General features: G+C 69.9%; 16 protein-coding genes. 14 read left to right on the top strand and 2 right to left on the bottom strand.

What is annotated here, in order from left to right; translation table 11 throughout:
* The first annotated feature begins 273 nt into the window (after positions 1–273).
* The 14 genes from ilvC to hisE all read left to right on the top strand — a co-directional run bounded on the left by ilvC (position 274) and on the right by hisE (position 12,977).
* Positions 274–1,260 (top strand): ketol-acid reductoisomerase, encoded by a 987-nt coding sequence (gene ilvC / locus VF329_04700; GenBank protein HEX7080290.1) that lies wholly within the window; start codon positions 274–276, stop codon positions 1,258–1,260.
* Between the two features lie 93 nt (positions 1,261–1,353).
* A complete protein-coding gene (locus VF329_04695; protein ID HEX7080289.1) occupies positions 1,354–2,322 on the top strand; it encodes a branched-chain amino acid transaminase in 969 nt (322 codons plus the stop codon).
* A 197-nt stretch (positions 2,323–2,519) separates the two neighbouring features.
* The gene (gene leuC, locus VF329_04690; protein HEX7080288.1) at positions 2,520–3,932 is read left to right on the top strand and encodes a 3-isopropylmalate dehydratase large subunit; all 1,413 of its coding nucleotides are present in this window, start codon (positions 2,520–2,522) and stop codon (positions 3,930–3,932) included.
* A gap of 5 nt (positions 3,933–3,937) precedes the next feature.
* On the top strand, positions 3,938–4,510 hold the full coding sequence (gene leuD, locus VF329_04685; protein ID HEX7080287.1) for a 3-isopropylmalate dehydratase small subunit: 573 nt from the start codon (positions 3,938–3,940) through the stop codon (positions 4,508–4,510).
* The gene (leuB, locus tag VF329_04680; protein ID HEX7080286.1) at positions 4,507–5,577 is read left to right on the top strand and encodes a 3-isopropylmalate dehydrogenase; all 1,071 of its coding nucleotides are present in this window, start codon (positions 4,507–4,509) and stop codon (positions 5,575–5,577) included. Before leuD ends, leuB begins: the two co-directional genes overlap by 4 nt.
* A gap of 78 nt (positions 5,578–5,655) precedes the next feature.
* Entirely contained in the window at positions 5,656–6,000 is a 345-nt protein-coding gene (locus VF329_04675) for a YerC/YecD family TrpR-related protein (protein ID HEX7080285.1), read from the top strand.
* Positions 5,990–6,895 (top strand): ATP phosphoribosyltransferase, encoded by a 906-nt coding sequence (gene hisG, locus VF329_04670; protein ID HEX7080284.1) that lies wholly within the window; start codon positions 5,990–5,992, stop codon positions 6,893–6,895. The genes VF329_04675 and hisG overlap by 11 nt, the downstream gene beginning before the upstream one ends.
* Positions 6,896–6,989: 94 nt before the next feature.
* Positions 6,990–8,330: a histidinol dehydrogenase gene (gene hisD / locus VF329_04665; protein ID HEX7080283.1), complete on the top strand. Its 1,341-nt coding sequence runs from the start codon at positions 6,990–6,992 to the stop codon at positions 8,328–8,330.
* Entirely contained in the window at positions 8,327–9,457 is a 1,131-nt protein-coding gene (hisC, locus tag VF329_04660; GenBank protein HEX7080282.1) for a histidinol-phosphate transaminase, read from the top strand. The genes hisD and hisC overlap by 4 nt, the downstream gene beginning before the upstream one ends.
* Positions 9,450–10,520, top strand: coding sequence for a bifunctional histidinol-phosphatase/imidazoleglycerol-phosphate dehydratase HisB (gene hisB, locus VF329_04655; GenBank protein HEX7080281.1), 1,071 nt, complete (start codon positions 9,450–9,452; stop codon positions 10,518–10,520). The genes hisC and hisB overlap by 8 nt, the downstream gene beginning before the upstream one ends.
* A complete protein-coding gene (gene hisH, locus VF329_04650) occupies positions 10,517–11,149 on the top strand; it encodes an imidazole glycerol phosphate synthase subunit HisH (GenBank protein HEX7080280.1) in 633 nt (210 codons plus the stop codon). The genes hisB and hisH overlap by 4 nt, the downstream gene beginning before the upstream one ends.
* 3 nt (positions 11,150–11,152) lie before the next feature.
* On the top strand, positions 11,153–11,878 hold the full coding sequence (locus VF329_04645; protein ID HEX7080279.1) for a HisA/HisF-related TIM barrel protein: 726 nt from the start codon (positions 11,153–11,155) through the stop codon (positions 11,876–11,878).
* 17 nt (positions 11,879–11,895) lie between these two features.
* Entirely contained in the window at positions 11,896–12,684 is a 789-nt protein-coding gene (gene hisF / locus VF329_04640; GenBank protein HEX7080278.1) for an imidazole glycerol phosphate synthase subunit HisF, read from the top strand.
* On the top strand, positions 12,681–12,977 hold the full coding sequence (gene hisE, locus VF329_04635; protein ID HEX7080277.1) for a phosphoribosyl-ATP diphosphatase: 297 nt from the start codon (positions 12,681–12,683) through the stop codon (positions 12,975–12,977). The genes hisF and hisE overlap by 4 nt, the downstream gene beginning before the upstream one ends.
* Before the next feature lie 196 nt (positions 12,978–13,173).
* Here the strand turns inward: hisE and VF329_04630 are convergent, their stop codons facing one another.
* Both VF329_04630 and VF329_04625 read right to left on the bottom strand, forming a co-directional pair.
* The gene (locus tag VF329_04630; GenBank protein HEX7080276.1) at positions 13,174–13,737 is read right to left on the bottom strand and encodes a Uma2 family endonuclease; all 564 of its coding nucleotides are present in this window, start codon (positions 13,735–13,737) and stop codon (positions 13,174–13,176) included.
* 79 nt (positions 13,738–13,816) lie between these two features.
* The gene (locus VF329_04625) at positions 13,817–16,447 is read right to left on the bottom strand and encodes a bifunctional aspartate kinase/diaminopimelate decarboxylase (protein HEX7080275.1); all 2,631 of its coding nucleotides are present in this window, start codon (positions 16,445–16,447) and stop codon (positions 13,817–13,819) included.
* Between the last annotated feature and the right edge of the window lie 33 nt (positions 16,448–16,480).

The raw sequence follows: 16,480 nt of genomic DNA, 5'->3' as shown, positions 1-16,480 counted from the left end.
GGCCGGCGCCGCGGTCCTCGAGCGCGATCGGACGCCGCGCGCTCGGCTGCTAAGACGTTGACATGGTTTGCGGTTTTTATATGATGCCGGTTCACGCGTCACCCGTCGGATCCATGATCACTCGCCGTCCCGCCACGCCCGCCTCCGTAGCGCTCGGCTTGCGCGGGTGCGGGCGCGCGGCTTGACGGCGAAGCCTCGGCGACGACCCCGCACCCGGACGGGCTGCGGGGTTTTTCATTTGGGCGGCTCGTCCGCCGCTGAAGAGGAAATGCCATGCAACTTTATGTGGAATCGGATGTTCAGCCCGACGCGCTGCGCGGCGAAAGGCTCGCGGTGCTCGGATACGGCAGCCAGGGGCGCGCTCACGCGCTGAATCTCAGGGACTCCGGTTTCGACGTCGTCGTCGGCCTGCGCCCCGGCGGCGCTACGTCCGCGAAGGCCGAGCGCGACGGCTTCGCCGTGCGCGCGCCGGTCGACGCCGTCGACGGCGCCGGTCTCGTCGCGTTCCTCGTCCCCGACATGGCGCAGGGGCAGCTCTACAAGGACATCGAGCCGCGGCTCGCTCAGGGCGCGACGCTGCTGTTCGCGCACGGCTTCAACATCCATTACAAGCAGGTCACGCCCCGCGCCGATCTCGACGTCGTGCTGATCGCGCCGAAGGGGCCCGGCGACCTCGTGCGCCGGCAGTACGAGGCCGGCCGCGGCGTGCCGTGCCTGATGGCCGTCGCGCAAGACGCGACCGGGCGGGCGCAGGCGCGCGCCCTCGCCTACGCGCACGGCATCGGCGGCACGCGCGGCGGAGTGCTGACGACGACTTTCGCGGAGGAGACCGAGACCGACCTGTTCGGCGAGCAAGCGGTACTCTGCGGCGGACTGACGGAGCTCATCGTCCGCGGCTTCGAGACGCTGGTCGAGGCGGGCTATCAGCCAGAGGTGGCCTACTTCGAGTGCATGCACGAGGTGAAGCTGATCGTCGACCTGCTGCACGAGGGCGGCCTGCGGAAGATGCACGAGTTCGTGAGCGAGACGGCGAAGTTCGGCGATCTGAGCCGCGGTCCGCGGGTCGTGGATGCGCGCGTCAAGGAGAACATGCGCACGATCTTGAAGGAGGTGCAGAACGGCAAGTTCGCCGAGGAGTGGATCGCGGAGAACCGGAACGGGCTGCCGAATTACAAGCGGCTGCTGAACGAGGATCTGGGGCACCAGATCGAGAAGGTCGGGCGGGAGCTTCGCGGCCGGATGAGCTGGCTGCAGGAGTGACGGGCACGTTGCGCCCGCGGCTGCGAACGTGAGGCAGCTGCCCCCGTCGCATATAATCGACGGCAGCGGCCGCACATTTCCGGAGATCGACGGATGCCCCTGAAGACGAGCAAGTACATCTGGCACGACGGCCGGCTGGTGCCTTGGGAAGAGGCCACGGTGCACGTGCTGAGCCATGCGCTGCACTACGGCTCTTCGGTCTTCGAGGGCGTTCGCGTCTACGACACCCCGAAAGGGCCGATGGCCTTTCGGCTCACGGACCACATCCGGAGGCTGTTCCGCTCCGCGAAGATCTACCGGATGAAGCTGCCGTACACCGAGCAGGTGCTCGTCGACGCCTCGAAGGAGGTGATTCGCGCGAACGATCTGCTGAAGGGCGCGTACATTCGCCCGATCGCGTATCGCGGCTATGGCGAGATGGGAGTCGCGGGCAACATCGAGGAGCCCGCACGGTGCTCCATCGCCGCGTGGGAATGGGGTTCCTACCTCGGCGAGGGCGGCCTCGAGAAGGGCGTGGACGTGTGCGTCTCGTCGTGGCAGCGTGTCGCGCCGAACACGATCCCGGCGCTCGCGAAGGCGGGCGGCAACTATCTTTCGAGCGCGCTCGTCACGCTCGAGGCGCGGCGCCTCGGCTTCGCGGAGGGCATCGCGCTCAATACCGCCGGCTACGTCAGCGAAGGGGCCGGCGAGAATCTGTTCCTCGTCCAGGACGGGCGCATTTTCACGCCGCCGGTCGCCGCTTCGATTCTCGGCGGCCTTACGCGCGATACGGTCATGACGCTCGCCCGTGCGGCGGGTCTCGAGGTGCTCGAGCAGAACATTCCGCGCGAGCTCCTCTACATCGCCGACGAGGTGTTCCTGACCGGCTCCGCGGCAGAGGTCACGCCGGTCCGGTCGATCGACCGCATCACGATCGGCGCCGGCAAGCGCGGGCCGATCACGGAGAGGCTGCAGCGCGAGTTCTTCGGCCTGTTCGACGGCTCCACGGCCGACCGCTGGGGCTGGCTCGAGCCGGTCCTGGCCGGCGGCGCGAAGCGCGTGGACCGGCCGATGGCCGTCTAGGCTCCCGGCCGATGACCGTCTAGGCTTCCTACGCCCGGGCGTCGCCGCTCCGACTCGTCGGAGCGCGGCGGCGCGGCCTCCTCCGTCTCGCGGCGCACTCGGCTTTGGAGGCGGCGGCGCGTCGGCAAGCCGGTCCCGCCAACGGCGGGCTCGCGGGAACGGCCCGCGTTCGCGTCGAATCACGGATGTCAGAAGAGATGCAACCGAAATCGCTGTTCGACAAAGTCTGGGATGCGCACGTCGTGTCCCCGGAAACCGAGGATACGCCGGCGGTCCTGTACGTCGACCTGCACCTCGTGCACGAGGTCACGAGCCCGCAGGCGTTCGACGTGCTGCGCGCGCGCGGCCTTCGCGTCCGTCGGCCCGATCTGACCCTCGCCACGCTCGACCACTCCACGCCGACCGTCCCGATCGCGTCGTTGAAGGATCTCGAGGTCGTCAGCGAGCCGGCCGCTGCGCGGCAAGTCCGCCGGCTCGAGGAGAACTGCAAGGAGTTCGGCATCGAGCTGCACGGATTCGGGAGCCGTCGGCGCGGCATCGTCCACGTGATCGGCCCCGAGCTCGGCGCCACGCAGCCCGGCAAGACGATCGTCTGCGGCGACTCGCACACGAGCACGCACGGCGCGTTCGGCGCGCTCGCGTTCGGTATCGGCACGACCGAGGTCGGTCACGTGCTCGCGACGCAGTGCTTGCTGCAGCGCCGGCCGAAGACGCTCGCGATCGACGTCGCCGGAAGATTGCGGCCGGGCGTGACCGCGAAGGACCTCATCCTGAAGATCATCGGCACGATCGGCGTCGGCGGCGGCACCGGCCACGTGATCGAGTATCGCGGGGAGGCGATCTCCGCCCTGACGATGGAGGAGCGGATGACGGTCTGCAACATGTCGATCGAGGCCGGCGCGCGCGCCGGCATGGTGGCGCCGGACGACACGACGTTCGAATACGTCGCCGGCCGTCCGCTCGCGCCGCAAGGTGCAGACTGGGACGAGGCCGTCGCACGCTGGCGCACGCTTTCGAGCGACGCGGGCGCTCGCTTCGACCGCGAGGTGCGGATCGACGTGTCCGCGCTCGCGCCGATGATCACGTTCGGGACGAATCCGGGCATGGTCGTCGAGGTCGATCAGCCGGTCCCCGACGGCGGCGACGCCGCGTTCCGCAAGGCGCTCGACTACATGCGCATCGAGGCGGGCAAGCCGCTCCTCGGCACGCCGGTCGACGTCGTCTTCATCGGCTCGTGCACGAACGGGCGCCTGAGCGATCTGCGCGAGGCGGCGAAGCTCCTGAAGGGCCGCAAGGTCGCCGAGCACGTCCGCTTGATGGTCGTGCCGGGTTCAGACCAGGTGAAGCGCGAGGCCGAGGCCGAAGGGCTCGACGAGATCTTCCGCGCGGCCGGAGGCGAGTGGCGCGAGCCGGGGTGCTCGATGTGCATCGGGATGAACGGCGACACGGTGCCGGCCGGGAAGCTCTCCGTCAGCACGAGCAACCGCAACTTCGAGGGCCGGCAAGGCAGCGGCGCCCGCACGATTCTCGCGAGCCCCTTGACCGCCGCCGCGGCCGCAATCAACGGCGCCGTCGCCGACCCCCGCCACCTGGTGCCGGACATGAGGTAGCCGCAGTGGAGCCGATCAAACGCATTCGGTCGCGCACGGTCGTCGTGCCGCTCGAGGACATCGATACCGATCAAATCATCCCGGCCCGCTTCCTGACGACGACCACGAAGGATGGGCTCGGCCGACACCTCTTCGCCGACTGGCGTTACTCGTCGGATGGCGCACCGAAGCCGGATTTCGTGCTCAATCGACCGGAAGCCGAAGGCGCCGAAATCCTCGTCGCGGGCCGCAACTTCGGCTGCGGCTCGTCCCGCGAGCATGCACCGTGGGCGTTGCTCGATTACGGGTTCCGCGCCGTCGTGAGCACGGAGATCGCGGACATCTTCCGCAACAACGCACTGAAGAACGGCTTGCTGCCCGTCATCGTCGATCCCGACACGCACGCCTGGCTGCTCGAGCATCCGGGCGCCGAGATCACGGTGGATCTCGAGACGACGAGCGTGGAGCTCCCGACCGGCGCGCGTGCGGCGTTCCCGATCGACCGGTTCTCGCGCTATTGCCTGATGAACGGCCTCGATCAGCTCGGCTTTCTGCTCGAGCAGGACGAGGCGATCGCGGCCTTCGAGGCGCGACGATGACGCTCGTCGTCACGCTGCCCGGGGACGGCGTCGGGCCGGAGGTCACGGCCGCCGCCACGGCCGTGTTGGAGGCGGCCGCGCGCCGCGCCGGCCTCGATCTCGAGATTCGCGAGGCACTGATCGGCGGAGCGGCGTACGACGCGGCCGGCTCGCCGTTGCCCGAGGAGACGCTTGCAGCGTGCCGCTCCGCGGACGCCGTCCTCCTCGGCGCCGTCGGCGGGCCGAAGTGGGCCGACGTCCCGGTTCCACAGCGTCCGGAGCAAGGCCTGCTCGGCCTGCGCAAGGCGCTCGGGCTTTTCGCGAATCTGCGGCCGGTCAGGACCCTGCCCTACCTGGCCGACGCCTCGCCGCTGAAGGCCGAGCGTCTCGCGAACGTCGACATCATGGTCGTCCGCGAGCTGACCGGCGGAATTTATTTCGGCAAGCGGGCGCGCACGGCCACGTCCGCGTTCGACACGTGCGAGTACGGCGTCGAGGAGATCGAGCGCGTGTGCCGCGTCGCCGGCCGGCTCGCCTCCGCGCGCCGCCGGAAGATCGCCTCGGTCGACAAGGCGAACGTGCTCGACACTTCGCGGTTGTGGCGCGATACCGCGACCCGTGTCTTCGCCGAGGAGTTTCCGGAGCTCGAGGTCGAGCACCTGCTGGTCGACGCGGCGGCGATGCATCTCCTGAGCCGCCCGGCCGAGCTCGACGTGATCGTCACGGAGAACATGTTCGGCGACATCCTGACCGACGAGGCGTCGATGCTGGCGGGCTCGATGGGGCTGCTGCCGTCGGCGTCTCTCGGCGAAGGCACCGTCGGCCTGTACGAGCCGATCCACGGATCCGCGCCCGACATCGCGGGCCGCGACGCCGCGAATCCGTGCGGTGCGATCCTGAGCGCTGCAATGCTGCTGCGCCACTCGCTCGGCGCCGAAAGCGCGGCGGCCGAGATCGAGCGTGCGGTCGAGAGCTGCCTCGAGGCCGGCCTGCGCACGCGGGACGTTGCCGTGCCGGGACGCGCGCCGGTCGGCACGCAGGCTTTCGGCGCGGCGGTCGTCGAGCGGCTAGGCGCCGCCGGCCGTTGACCGGCCCGCCGCGGCTGTGCTAATGTAACAGCGCGTTAATACATTGGAACGCCCGGGCCGGGCGCCTCGGATACTCCGATGAAGCATCATCACCGCGGAAACGCACGGGCCGCGGCCCGCGCGGAGGCGAGCCTCTATCGAGCGATTCTCAGCCTCGAGACCGAGGCCGAATGTCGCAGGTTCTTTGCCGACCTGTGCACGCCGGCCGAGCTCGAGGCGCTCGTCGACCGCTGGTCCGTCGTGGCCTACCTCGAGGACGGCGTCCCGTATCGAAGAATTCACGAGCTCACCGGCGTCTCGGTCACGACCATCGGTCGGGTCGCGAGGTTCCTGAGCAACGGCAACGGCGGGTACCGTACGGCGCTCGAGCGCACGCGGCCGGCAGCCTCGCCGAACTCCGGGAGACAGGAGCATGCAGACTGACCAGGACGCGCGGATCAAGATCGCGGTGCAGAAGTCCGGCCGCCTGACGGAGCACTCGATGGAAATGCTCGTCCGCTGCGGCCTGAGCTATTCGCGCGGGCGGGATCGGCTGATCTGCTACGGCGAGAACATGCCGATCGACGTGCTCCTCGTCCGCGACGACGACATCCCCGGGCTGGTGCAGGAAAACGTCTGCGATCTCGGCATCGCCGGCCTCAACGTGATCGAGGAACGGCGTCTCGAGCTGATCGAGCGCGGCGAGACCCGACTGTTCGAGCAGGTCAGCACGCTCGATTTCGGTCAGTGCCGCCTGTCGTTCGCCGTGCCCGAGGGGTTCGAGTTCACGGGCCCCGAGTCGCTGCGCGGGAAGCGGATCGCGACGAGCTACCCTCGGATCGTGGCGGACTACCTGCGTCGAAACGAGATCGACGCGAAAGTCGTGGCGTTCTCGGGGGCTGTCGAGATCGCGCCGAGCCTCGGCAAGGCCGACGTGATCTGCGATCTGGTGTCCACCGGCGCGACGCTGCGCGCGCACCAGATGGTCGAGGCGGCACGGGTCCTGGAAAGCCGCGCGGCGTTGATTCGTACGCCGGCCGCGACGCCGCCGGAGAAGGAGCAGTGGATGAAGCGGCTGCTGATGCGCATCGAGGGCGTGCTTCAGGTGCGCGAGAGCAAGTACATCATGCTGCATGCGCCGCGGAACGCGCTGAAGGCGATCACCGCGCTGCTGCCCGGCAGCGAGGCGCCCACGATCATCCCGCTCGAAGGTCGCGACGACAAGGTCGCCGTGCACGCCGTCTGCCGCGAAAACGTCTTCTGGGAGACGCTCGAGCAGCTGAAGGAAGCCGGCGCGAGCTCGATGCTCGTGCTGCCCGTCGAAAAGATGCTCGCGTAGCCGAAACCGAAAAACGGTGTCAGACACCCTTTTCGCGAAAAAATCGTGTCAGACACCTTTTTCGCATGGAGACGGATCAGAGGACCCAAAAAAGGTGTCTGACACCATTTTCCGAAACGAGGTGCTGACCCCGCTGTTCTGGGGCCGACTGGATGACGCTTCGCGCACGGCGTTGCTGCGCCGCCCTGCCCTCGCGGCGGACGACGCGCAACGGGCGCGCGTCGCGGAGATCGTCGCCGAAGTGCGGCGCGACGGCGACGCGGCGTTGCGGCGGCTGACGCGCGAGATCGACGGCGTCGACGTCGCGTCTCTCGAGGTGAGCCGCGACGAGATCGAGCAGGCCGAGGCGGCGCTGACCGACGCGCAGCGCGCGGCGATCCAGGCCGCGGCCCGCAACATCGAAACCTTTCATCGTGCGCAGGTGCCGGCCGACATCGACGTCGAGACGGCCGCCGGCGTGCGCTGCGAGCGCGTGAGCCGGCCGATCCCGCGCGTCGGTCTCTACGTGCCGGCCGGCACCGCGCCGTTGCCGTCGACGGCCCTGATGCTCGGAATTCCCGCCCGCCTCGCGGGCTGCCGCACTCGGATCCTGTGCAGCCCGCCGCAGCCCGACGGGCGCGTCGACGCCGCCGTGCTGCACGCAGCGCGCGTCGCGGGCGTAACCCGCGTGTTTCGCGTCGGCGGCGCGCAGGCGATCGCGGCGATGGCCTACGGCACCGAGACCGTGCCGAAGGTCGACAAGATCTTCGGTCCGGGCAACAGCTGGGTCACGGCGGCGAAAGCGCTCGTCGACGCCGACCCCGACGGCGCGGCGCGGGACTTCCCGGCCGGTCCGTCCGAGGTGCTCGTGATCGCCGACGAGACCGCCAACGCCGCGTTCGTCGCCGCCGACCTTCTGTCGCAAGCCGAGCACGGCGCCGACTCCCAAGTGCTGCTGGTCACGACGAGCGCGAACCTCGCGGCGCAGGTCGCCGGCGAGGTGGCCGCGCAGAAGGCGCGGCTGACCCGCCGCGAGATCGTCGACGCCGCCCTCGCCCACTCTGCCGCGATCGTCGTCGACGATCTCGACACCGCGCTCGCGATCTCGAACGCCTATGCGCCCGAGCACCTGATTCTCCAGGTCGCGCACCCCCGCGAAGCGCTGTCCCGCGTCGAAGCCGCGGGATCGGTGTTTCTCGGGCCCTGGGCGCCGGAGTCGGTCGGCGACTATTGCAGCGGCACGAACCACGTCCTGCCGACCTACGGCTACGCGCGCCGAAGCTCGGGACTCGGCGTCGGCGATTTCGTTCGCTCGATGACGGTGCAGGAGCTGACCTCGGCCGGTCTCGCCGAGATCGGCCCGGTCGCGGCCGCGCTCGCCGAGCTCGAAGGCCTCGACGCGCACGCGCGCGCGGTCACGACGCGCCTCGACGATCTGGCCGGAGACGCTGCATGAGCGCAAGCGACGTTCGGCAAGAGACGCCGCCCGACGATGTGCGCACCGAGCCGGCGGGCAGCGTGCTCGATCTCGCGCGCCCGGATCTCCGCGTGCTGCGCCCCTACGTCCCGGGCGCGTACGAGCCCGGATACGTTCGACTGAACGCGAACGAGTCTCCATGGCGGGCGCCCGGCGACACGACCGAGCGCGGGCTGAACGTCTATCCGCCGCCGCGCCCGCAAGCGCTGCGCGACCGGCTCGCCGCCCACTACGGCGCCCGCCCGCGGGATCTCCTCGTCACGCGCGGCAGCAGCGAGGCGATCGACGTGCTGATCCGCGGCTTTTGCCGCGCCGGCCGCGACAAGATTCTGATCTGCCCGCCCACGTTCGACATGTACCGCGTCTACGCGACGATCCAGGGCGCCGACATCGTTCACGTTCCGCTGCGGCGCGACGCGGGCTTCGCGCTCGACACGGCCGCCGTGCTCGACGCGGTGGACGCCGCGACCAAGATCGTCTTCCTCTGCACGCCGAACAACCCCACGGGTCACTCGGTCCCGCGCGCCGACGTCGAGACGATCTGCGCCGCGCTCGCCGGCAAGGCGCTCGTCGTGATCGACGAGGCCTACCACGAATTCGCCGACGAAAACCATCTCGACCTCCAGCAGCGCTACGACCACGTCGTGCTGCTGCGGACGCTGTCGAAGTTCGTCTCGCTCGCCGGAGTGCGCTGCGGCGCGCTGATCGCGGCCGCCGAGGTCGTCGAGTTCCTCGGCAACGTGCTTCCGCCGTATACGTTCCCGACGCCGTCGATCGAGCTCGTTCTGAAGGCGCTCGCCGCGGATTCGCTGCGCGTATCGCAGGAGCGGATCGCCGTCCTGAAGCGCGAACGCGAGCGTCTCGCGCGCGCGCTGCTCGACGTTCCGCAGGTGCTCGAGGTGTATCCAAGCGCCGCGAACTTCATTCTCGTGCGCGCCCGCGACGGTCGCGGCTTCCGCGACGCGGCGCACCGCGCGGGCATTCTCGTCCGAACGTTCGCCGACGATGCGCTCGCCAACTGCGTGCGGATCACCGTCGGCCGGCCCGAGGACAACGATCGGCTGCTGCAGGCCGTGGCCGGCGCGAAGGAGCTCGGCGATGCGTAAGGTGCTCTTCGTCGGCCGCGAAGGCGCGTTGATCGAGGCGCCCGCCGACGGCCGGGTGGATGCCCCGGAGAAGGTGCTGCCGATGCCCGGCGTGATTCCCGCGCTCGGCCGGCTGCACGCGGCGGGCTACGAGATCGTGATCGTCTCGCGCCAGCCCGGGCTCGGCGGCGAAAGCTTCCGGCGACCGGACTTCGAGCGCGCCGACGCGTACCTGCGCGCCCTGTTCGCGTCGCAGGGCATCGCGTTCGCGGCGGCGCTCGTCTGCCCGCATGCCGACGAGGAGGCCTGCGGCTGCCGGCCGCCGGCCGTCGGCCTCGTGCGCGAGTTCCTCGCGCCCGGCGTCATGGATCGCGAGCGCTCGGCCGTCGTCGGCCGCGGCGCGGTGGAGCTCGAGCTGGCCGAGAACATCGGCATCGCGGGGTTCGTCGTCGCGAAGCAAGGGCCCGCGGAGCAGAGCTGGGCGGGCGTCGCGCATGCGCTCCTCGACCGGCCGCGCGCCGCGAGCGTCCGGCGCACGACGCGCGAAACCGACGTGCGCGTCGACGTCGACCTCGACCGCGAGGTCGAGCCCGTCGCGCACACCGGCATCGGCTTCTTCGATCACATGCTCGAGCAGCTCGGCAAGCACGGGGGCTTCGCGCTGAAGGTCGAATGCCGCGGCGACCTCGACGTCGACGAGCACCACACGGTCGAGGACGTCGCGCTCGCGCTCGGCGAGGCGCTGCGGCGCGCGCTCGGAGAGAAGCGCGGTATCGAGCGCTACGGCTTTCTGCTGCCGATGGACGAGGCGGATGCGGAAGTCGCGATCGATCTCGGAGGACGCCCGTATCTCGTGTTCGAGGGGCGGTTCACGCGCGAGCGGGTCGGCGAGCTGCCGACCGAGCTCGTGCCGCATTTCTTTCGCTCGCTGTCCGAGGCGCTCGGGGCCGCGCTGCACATTCGCCTGCGCGGCGAGAACACCCATCACATGGTCGAGGCGGCTTTCAAGGGCGTGGCCCGGGCGTTGCGGCGCGCGATCGCGCGTACGGGCGACGCGCTGCCTTCGACGAAGGGGAAGCTGTGACCTCGCGCGCCCCGGCCCGCACGCCCGCGCCGCGGCCCGCCGACCCGGTCGTGATCGGGTGCTGCGGCGCGAATCTCGCGTCGCTCGGCTTCGCCCTCGAGCGGCTCGGCGTGAACGCGCCGGTCACCACCGACCCGGACCGCGTGCGCGCGGCGAGCCATGTGATCCTGCCGGGCGTCGGTGCTGCCCGCGACGCGATGGAGCGTCTCACGGACGCGGGCCTCGCCGATGTCGTGCGGTCGCTGCGCTGCCCGGTGCTCGGCATATGCCTCGGCATGCAGCTTCTGTTCCGGTCCTCCGAGGAGGACGACGCCGAATGCCTCGGCGTGATCCCGGCCGACGTCGTGCGCTTCCCGCGGTCGAGCGACGTGTCCGTGCCGCACATGGGGTGGAACCGGGTGACCGTCACGGGACGCTCCCGGCTCACCGAGCGGCTCGCCGACGGCGAGTTCGCGTATTTCCTGCACAGCTACGCGGTCCCGATCGGGCCGTACACGCGCGCCGTTTCCGAGCACGGCATCCGGTTCTCGGCGATCGTCGAGCACGACAACTTCTTCGGTGCGCAGTTCCACCCGGAGCGCTCCTCGACGCTCGGCGCGCGGCTGCTCGAGAGCTTCCTGAGCATGTGAGCGATGCGGCTGATCCCGGCGATCGACATTCGCGGCGGACGCTGCGTTCGCCTGCTCCAAGGCGACTTCGAGAAGGAGACGCGCTACGACGCGGACCCGATCGCGCTCGCCGCGCGCTACCGCGCGCTCGGCGCCGAATGGCTGCACGTCGTCGATCTCGACGGCGCCGCGGCCGGCGCGCCGGCGAACTTGCCGCTCGTGCGCTCGATGCGTGCGGAGGGCTTGCAGGTGCAGCTCGGCGGCGGCATCCGTGACCGCGCGGCGCTCGAGCGCGCGCTCGAAAGCGCGGACCGCGTCGTCCTCGGCAGCCTTGCGGTGGTCGAGCCCGAGCGCGTCGCGGATTGGCTCGAGGCGTTCGGCGCCGAGCGCCTCACGCTCGGGTTCGACGTGCGAATCGACGGCGCCGGCACGCCGTTCGTCACGACGCACGGTTGGAGGCGCACGTCGGAGCTCACGCTGTCAGACGCCGTCGAGCGGTTCGCGCCGCACGGGCTGCGGCACGTGCTCTGCACCGACGTCGCGCGCGACGGCATGCTGGGCGGGCCGAACGTGGACCTTTACGCTGAATGCGTGCGCCGGTGGCCGGCGCTCGCACTGCAAGCTTCCGGCGGCATTCGCGACGCGGCCGATCTCGCGGCGCTCGCCGCCACCGGTGTCGCCGCGGCGATCTCGGGCAAGGCCCTTCTGGAGGGGCGGCTGAGCGTCGCCGAGATCGCCGCGTATTCTTGAGCCATGCTTCTTGAGCCATGCTGACGAAACGCATCATTCCATGCCTCGACGTTCGTGACGGCCGCGTGGTCAAGGGCGTGCAGTTTCGCAACCACCGGGTGATGGGCGACATTCTCGAGCTCGCGGAGCGCTACCGCGACGAGGGCGCGGACGAGCTCGTGTTCTACGACATCACCGCGAGCCCCGACGGGCGCACCGTCGATCGCAGCTGGGTCAACCGCGTTGCGCGCATCCTCGACATCCCGTTTTGCGTGGCCGGGGGCATCCGCACGCTGGAGGACGCCGAGGCGATCCTGAATTTCGGAGCGGACAAGATCTCGGTGAACTCGCCGGCGCTCGAGAACCCGGACTTCATCGACCGGCTCGTCCGCCGCTTCGGGTCGCAGTGCGTCGTGATCGGCGTCGATACGCGCGCCGAGGACGGCGACTATTACGTCTACCAATACACCGGAGATCCCGAGCGCACGCGTCCGGCGCGGAGGCGCACGCTCGACTGGGTGCGCGAGGCCGAGGACCGAGGCGCCGGCGAGATCGTGCTGAACTGCATGAACCAGGACGGCGTGCGCCGCGGCTACGACCTCGAGCAGCTCGCGCTCGTTCGCGACGCGGTGCGCCTGCCGCTGATCGCCTCAGGCGGCGCGGGCGAGATGAAGCACTTCAAGGACGTCTTCGAGCGGGCGCGCGTCGACGGGGCGCTCGCCGCGAGCGTCTTCCATTCGGCGTCGATCACGATTCCGGAGCTGAAGCGCTACCTGCTCGGCGCTGGCATCGCCGTCCGCCCTCCGGCAGGGGAGCCGCCGCAATGAGCGACACCGCGTTTCTCGAGACGTTGCAGCGCGTCATCGACGAGCGTCTGGCCGCGGATGCTCCCGCGGAGAGCTACACGGCCCGCCTCGCCCGGGAGGGCGTCGTGAAAGTCGCGCAGAAGCTCGGCGAGGAAGGCGTCGAGCTCGCGCTCGCCGCGGCCGCTCAAGATCGGGAGCGGGTCGCGGCCGAGGCCGCGGATCTGGTCTATCACCTGCTGCTCCTGCTGCGCCTGCGCGATCTGCGTCTCGAGGACGTCGTCGCCGAGCTCGAGCGCCGGCACGCCGGCCGCTGATCAAAGGCCGAGCGCGTCCGCCCGCGCCGCCGCCTTAGGCCCTGCTTGCGCTACGCTTTGCCGGCAAGCGCCGCGGCCGTGCGGCCGCCGCTCCGGTCACCGCTGTGCGGCGCCGCCCGGACCGCGGCTGTGACGGCCGCCGCCCGCGCCGGCTGTGCGGCCGGACGGGCACGCGCGGCGGCCGCTCCGGCGGGAATCAGCTCGTGAAGAGCTCCGACAGATTCACATGGACGCCGGGCAGCGCCGCGAGCGGCACGACGCCGGGCGCGCGGCTGGCCGAGCGATTCAGATAGGTTCCCGCGGAGGGCCTGTGGTAGCTGATGAGCTCGCCGCTCGCGATGTCGACGACCCATACCTCCGGCACGCCGTGACGGGCGTAGAGGCGAAGCTCGACGTCGAGAACGTGCTGCAGCCCGTCGTCCTCGACTTCGATCACGAGGAACGTATCCGTCCCCTTCGGATGCGCGGCGCGGTAGAAGTCCGCGCGCGGCGCGAGCAGCGCAATGTCCGGCTCGACCTCGGTGTCGGCATCGAGACACACCGTGCCGTGCACGCGCACGATCGCCCGGTCTTCGACGGCCCGGACCAACAGCCGGTTCAGCTTGTCGACGAGGCTCGCCGGTCCGGCATTGATCGGAGGCATGTCGAGGATCTCTCCTTGGACCAGCTCGACCCGCACGTTCCCGGCGAGTAGGCCGACCGCGGCCATGCGGTGATACTCGTCCGTAGTGAACCGGCGTCGTCGCGGCCAGGTTTCCATGACTCTGACCGTGACTTTCCCCCGGGAAGCGAAAGTGTAGTGCCGCCCCGCGGTCCGCCGCCAGCAGCGGCCGCGCGTTTCAGATCACGATTTCCTCTGCCGGCTCCCTGAGGTTGTAGCGCGAGCTCATCACAAAGCCGTAGGCACCGACGTTCGAGATCAGGATCACGTCCCCTTCGGCGCTGACCGGCAGCAGACGGTCGGATCCCAAGCGGTCGCCGGTCTCGCAAATCGGCCCGACCACGGTGACGACCTCGGTCGCCGCATCGCCGAGCCGCGTGAGGTTCGTGATCTCGTGATACGCCCCGTACAACGCCGGCCGGATCAGGCTGTTCATGCCGGTGTTGACGCCGAGGTATTGCATGTCGCCCTTTCCCTTCGTCTGCGTCACGCGCGTCAGCAGCACGCCGGCTTGCGCGACGACGAAGCGGCCCGGCTCGAGCCAGATCTCGAGCCCGGCGCACGCTTCCTTGACTTCCGCGAGGGACGCGTCGAGCGCGCGGAGGTCGAGCGGCCGCTGCCCGGGCTTCTCCGGGACGCCCAAGCCGCCGCCGAGATCGAGGTAGCGCACGTCCGGAAACCGCTCGAGGAGCGCGACGAGCTGCTGCCCCGTGTCGCGCCACGATTCCGGCGTGAGCACGCCGCTGCCGGTATGCGCATGCAGGCCGACGACTTTCGCCCCGGCCTTTCGGACCAGGTGCTGCAGCTCGTCCACTTCGAACAGCGGCACCCCGAACTTCGAATGCGCGCCCGCCGTGCGCACGTGCTCGTGGTGCCCGCGTCCTTGCCCCGTGTCGATCCGGATGAAAAGCTCCGCGCCGCCGAAGAGCGCGGGCCAGAACTCGAGCGGATACAGATTGTCGAGCGTGATCCACACGCCCTGCTCCAGCGCCCACTCGTACTCGGTCCGGGGTGCGAAGTTCGGCGTGAACAGGACCTGCTTGCGGTCGATGTCCGGAAAGAGGCGCAGCACCCGCTCGATCTCACCGGGCGACACGCATTCGAAATTCACGCCGCGGGAGCGCACGATGCGCAGCACGTCCGGGTTCGCGTTCGCCTTCATCGCGTAGAAGACCGCGTCGACGGAGCGCAGCGACCCGAGCGCGTCGATCGCCTTCTCGATCGTGCGGCGGTCGTAAACGTAGGCGGCGCCGCGCTCGTGCGCGAGGCGCAACAGCTCGTCGCGGCGATCCATCCACCAAGGCTTCGCCGGGGGCGGCGGGGCCGGCACTCCGGCCGACAGCTGCTCCCACGTCGCACCGAACACGCCGCCTTCGAAGCGGCTGACGAGCAGGCCGTGCAGCTGCTGCACGAGGCGATAGGCGTGCTCCGAGCCGACGACGAAAGTCAGGTTCAGATCGTTCGCGGCCTGCGTCACGAGGTGGACCTGATACTCCTCGAAAAGCTCGAGCACCGAGCTCAGCTCATGCAGGATCGTGCGTATGCGCCGGCCGACCAACGTGATCGCCGCGCAATCGTGGATCAGCGTGACGCGGCAAAGGCGGCGCAAATCCTCGGCGAGCGCCTCGAGGGTCGGTAGGTCCGCGCTGTTCGCGCTCGCGTCGACCGACACCGTGACGCTGCTCTCCGACGTCGAGATCAGGTCGACGGAGATGCCGTGCTCGCGGAAGCAGGCGAACGCCTCCGCGAGAAAGCCCACCTGATGCCACATCTCCATCGACTCCAACGCGAACAGCGTGATGCCGCCGCGATGGGAGATCGCCTTGAGCTGCGGAACGTCGTCGCCGGGCGCGGCCGAGATCACCGTGCCTTCCCATTCGGGGTGTGCGGTGCACTTGATGAACAGCGGAATGCCTGAGCCGCGCACCGGCGAGATGCTGCGCGGATGCAGGATACCGCCGCCGGCCGACGCAATCTCCTGCGCCTCCTGGTAGTGCAGGCTGCGGATGAGCCGCGCGGACGGCACGGTCTTGGGATCGGCGCTGAAGAAGCCGGGCACGTCCGTCCAGTTCTCCAGACGCCGCGCCTCGAGCATGCCGGCGAGGTACGCGGCGGAAGTATCGGAGCCGCCGCGGCCGAGCAGCACCGTTTGTCCCTGGGCGTTGCGCGCGATGAAGCCCTGCGTGAGGACGAAGCCTTTGACCGCGGCGAAGCGCTTCTGGAGCTCGGCGTTCGGCGCGTAATCGCAGCGCGCCGACAGGAACTGCGCCCGCTCCGTCTGGTTGCGCGAGCTCGTGCTGGTCAGCAAGGTGCGCGCGTCCTGCCAAACGGCGGGCAGCCCGACGCGGTTCAGGTAGGCCGCTCCGAGCGTCGTCGCGGCGAGCTCGCCCGCGGCGAGCACGCGCGCGTGCACGCGCGGACTGACCTCGCGGATCAGCCGGGCGCCGGCGATCGTTTGCCCGAGAGACTCGAAGAGGTCGTCGAGAATGCCCGCGTCGACGCCGAGCGCCCGCGCGAGGTCGACGTGCTGCTTTCTGATCTGCGCGAGCGCGTCATCGACCGAGTCGCCCTGCTCGGCGGCATCGAGCACCGCGATCAGCGCGTTCGAGACGCCGGCGAGCGCGGAATGCACGATCACCGGCACGACGCCTTCGTCGAGCCGGGCGCGGATCAGTCCGGCGATCTTCGCCCAGTTCTCGGCCGTGGCGACGCTCCGGCCGCCGAACTTCATCACGACCCACGGCGACTCCGGATACGGCGTCTCCACGCTCTGCTCCGCGGCGACGCTGCGGTGCACCATCATGACCATCGCTGACGATTCCTTGGCGTCCGCCGATACCGG

Source organism: Gammaproteobacteria bacterium (assembly GCA_036381015.1).
Taxonomy (GTDB): Bacteria; Pseudomonadota; Gammaproteobacteria; order Steroidobacterales; family Rariloculaceae; genus ZC4RG20.
This window is presented reverse-complemented; position numbering and strand designations above follow the sequence as displayed.

What these genes read in the sequence shown, in the direction of transcription:
- hisB (HEX7080281.1), top strand. Translation starts at nt 9,450, where the DNA reads ATGCGTAAGGTGCTCTTCGTCGGCCGCGAAGGCGCGTTGATCGAGGCG.
- VF329_04625 (HEX7080275.1), bottom strand. Translation starts at nt 16,447, where the DNA reads ATGGTCATGATGGTGCACCGCAGCGTCGCCGCGGAGCAGAGCGTGGAG.
- VF329_04675 (HEX7080285.1), top strand. Translation starts at nt 5,656, where the DNA reads ATGAAGCATCATCACCGCGGAAACGCACGGGCCGCGGCCCGCGCGGAG.
- VF329_04645 (HEX7080279.1), top strand. Translation starts at nt 11,153, where the DNA reads ATGCGGCTGATCCCGGCGATCGACATTCGCGGCGGACGCTGCGTTCGC.
- VF329_04630 (HEX7080276.1), bottom strand. Translation starts at nt 13,737, where the DNA reads ATGGAAACCTGGCCGCGACGACGCCGGTTCACTACGGACGAGTATCAC.
- leuB (HEX7080286.1), top strand. Translation starts at nt 4,507, where the DNA reads ATGACGCTCGTCGTCACGCTGCCCGGGGACGGCGTCGGGCCGGAGGTC.
- VF329_04695 (HEX7080289.1), top strand. Translation starts at nt 1,354, where the DNA reads ATGCCCCTGAAGACGAGCAAGTACATCTGGCACGACGGCCGGCTGGTG.
- hisG (HEX7080284.1), top strand. Translation starts at nt 5,990, where the DNA reads ATGCAGACTGACCAGGACGCGCGGATCAAGATCGCGGTGCAGAAGTCC.
- hisE (HEX7080277.1), top strand. Translation starts at nt 12,681, where the DNA reads ATGAGCGACACCGCGTTTCTCGAGACGTTGCAGCGCGTCATCGACGAG.
- hisC (HEX7080282.1), top strand. Translation starts at nt 8,327, where the DNA reads ATGAGCGCAAGCGACGTTCGGCAAGAGACGCCGCCCGACGATGTGCGC.
- hisF (HEX7080278.1), top strand. Translation starts at nt 11,896, where the DNA reads ATGCTGACGAAACGCATCATTCCATGCCTCGACGTTCGTGACGGCCGC.
- leuC (HEX7080288.1), top strand. Translation starts at nt 2,520, where the DNA reads ATGCAACCGAAATCGCTGTTCGACAAAGTCTGGGATGCGCACGTCGTG.
- ilvC (HEX7080290.1), top strand. Translation starts at nt 274, where the DNA reads ATGCAACTTTATGTGGAATCGGATGTTCAGCCCGACGCGCTGCGCGGC.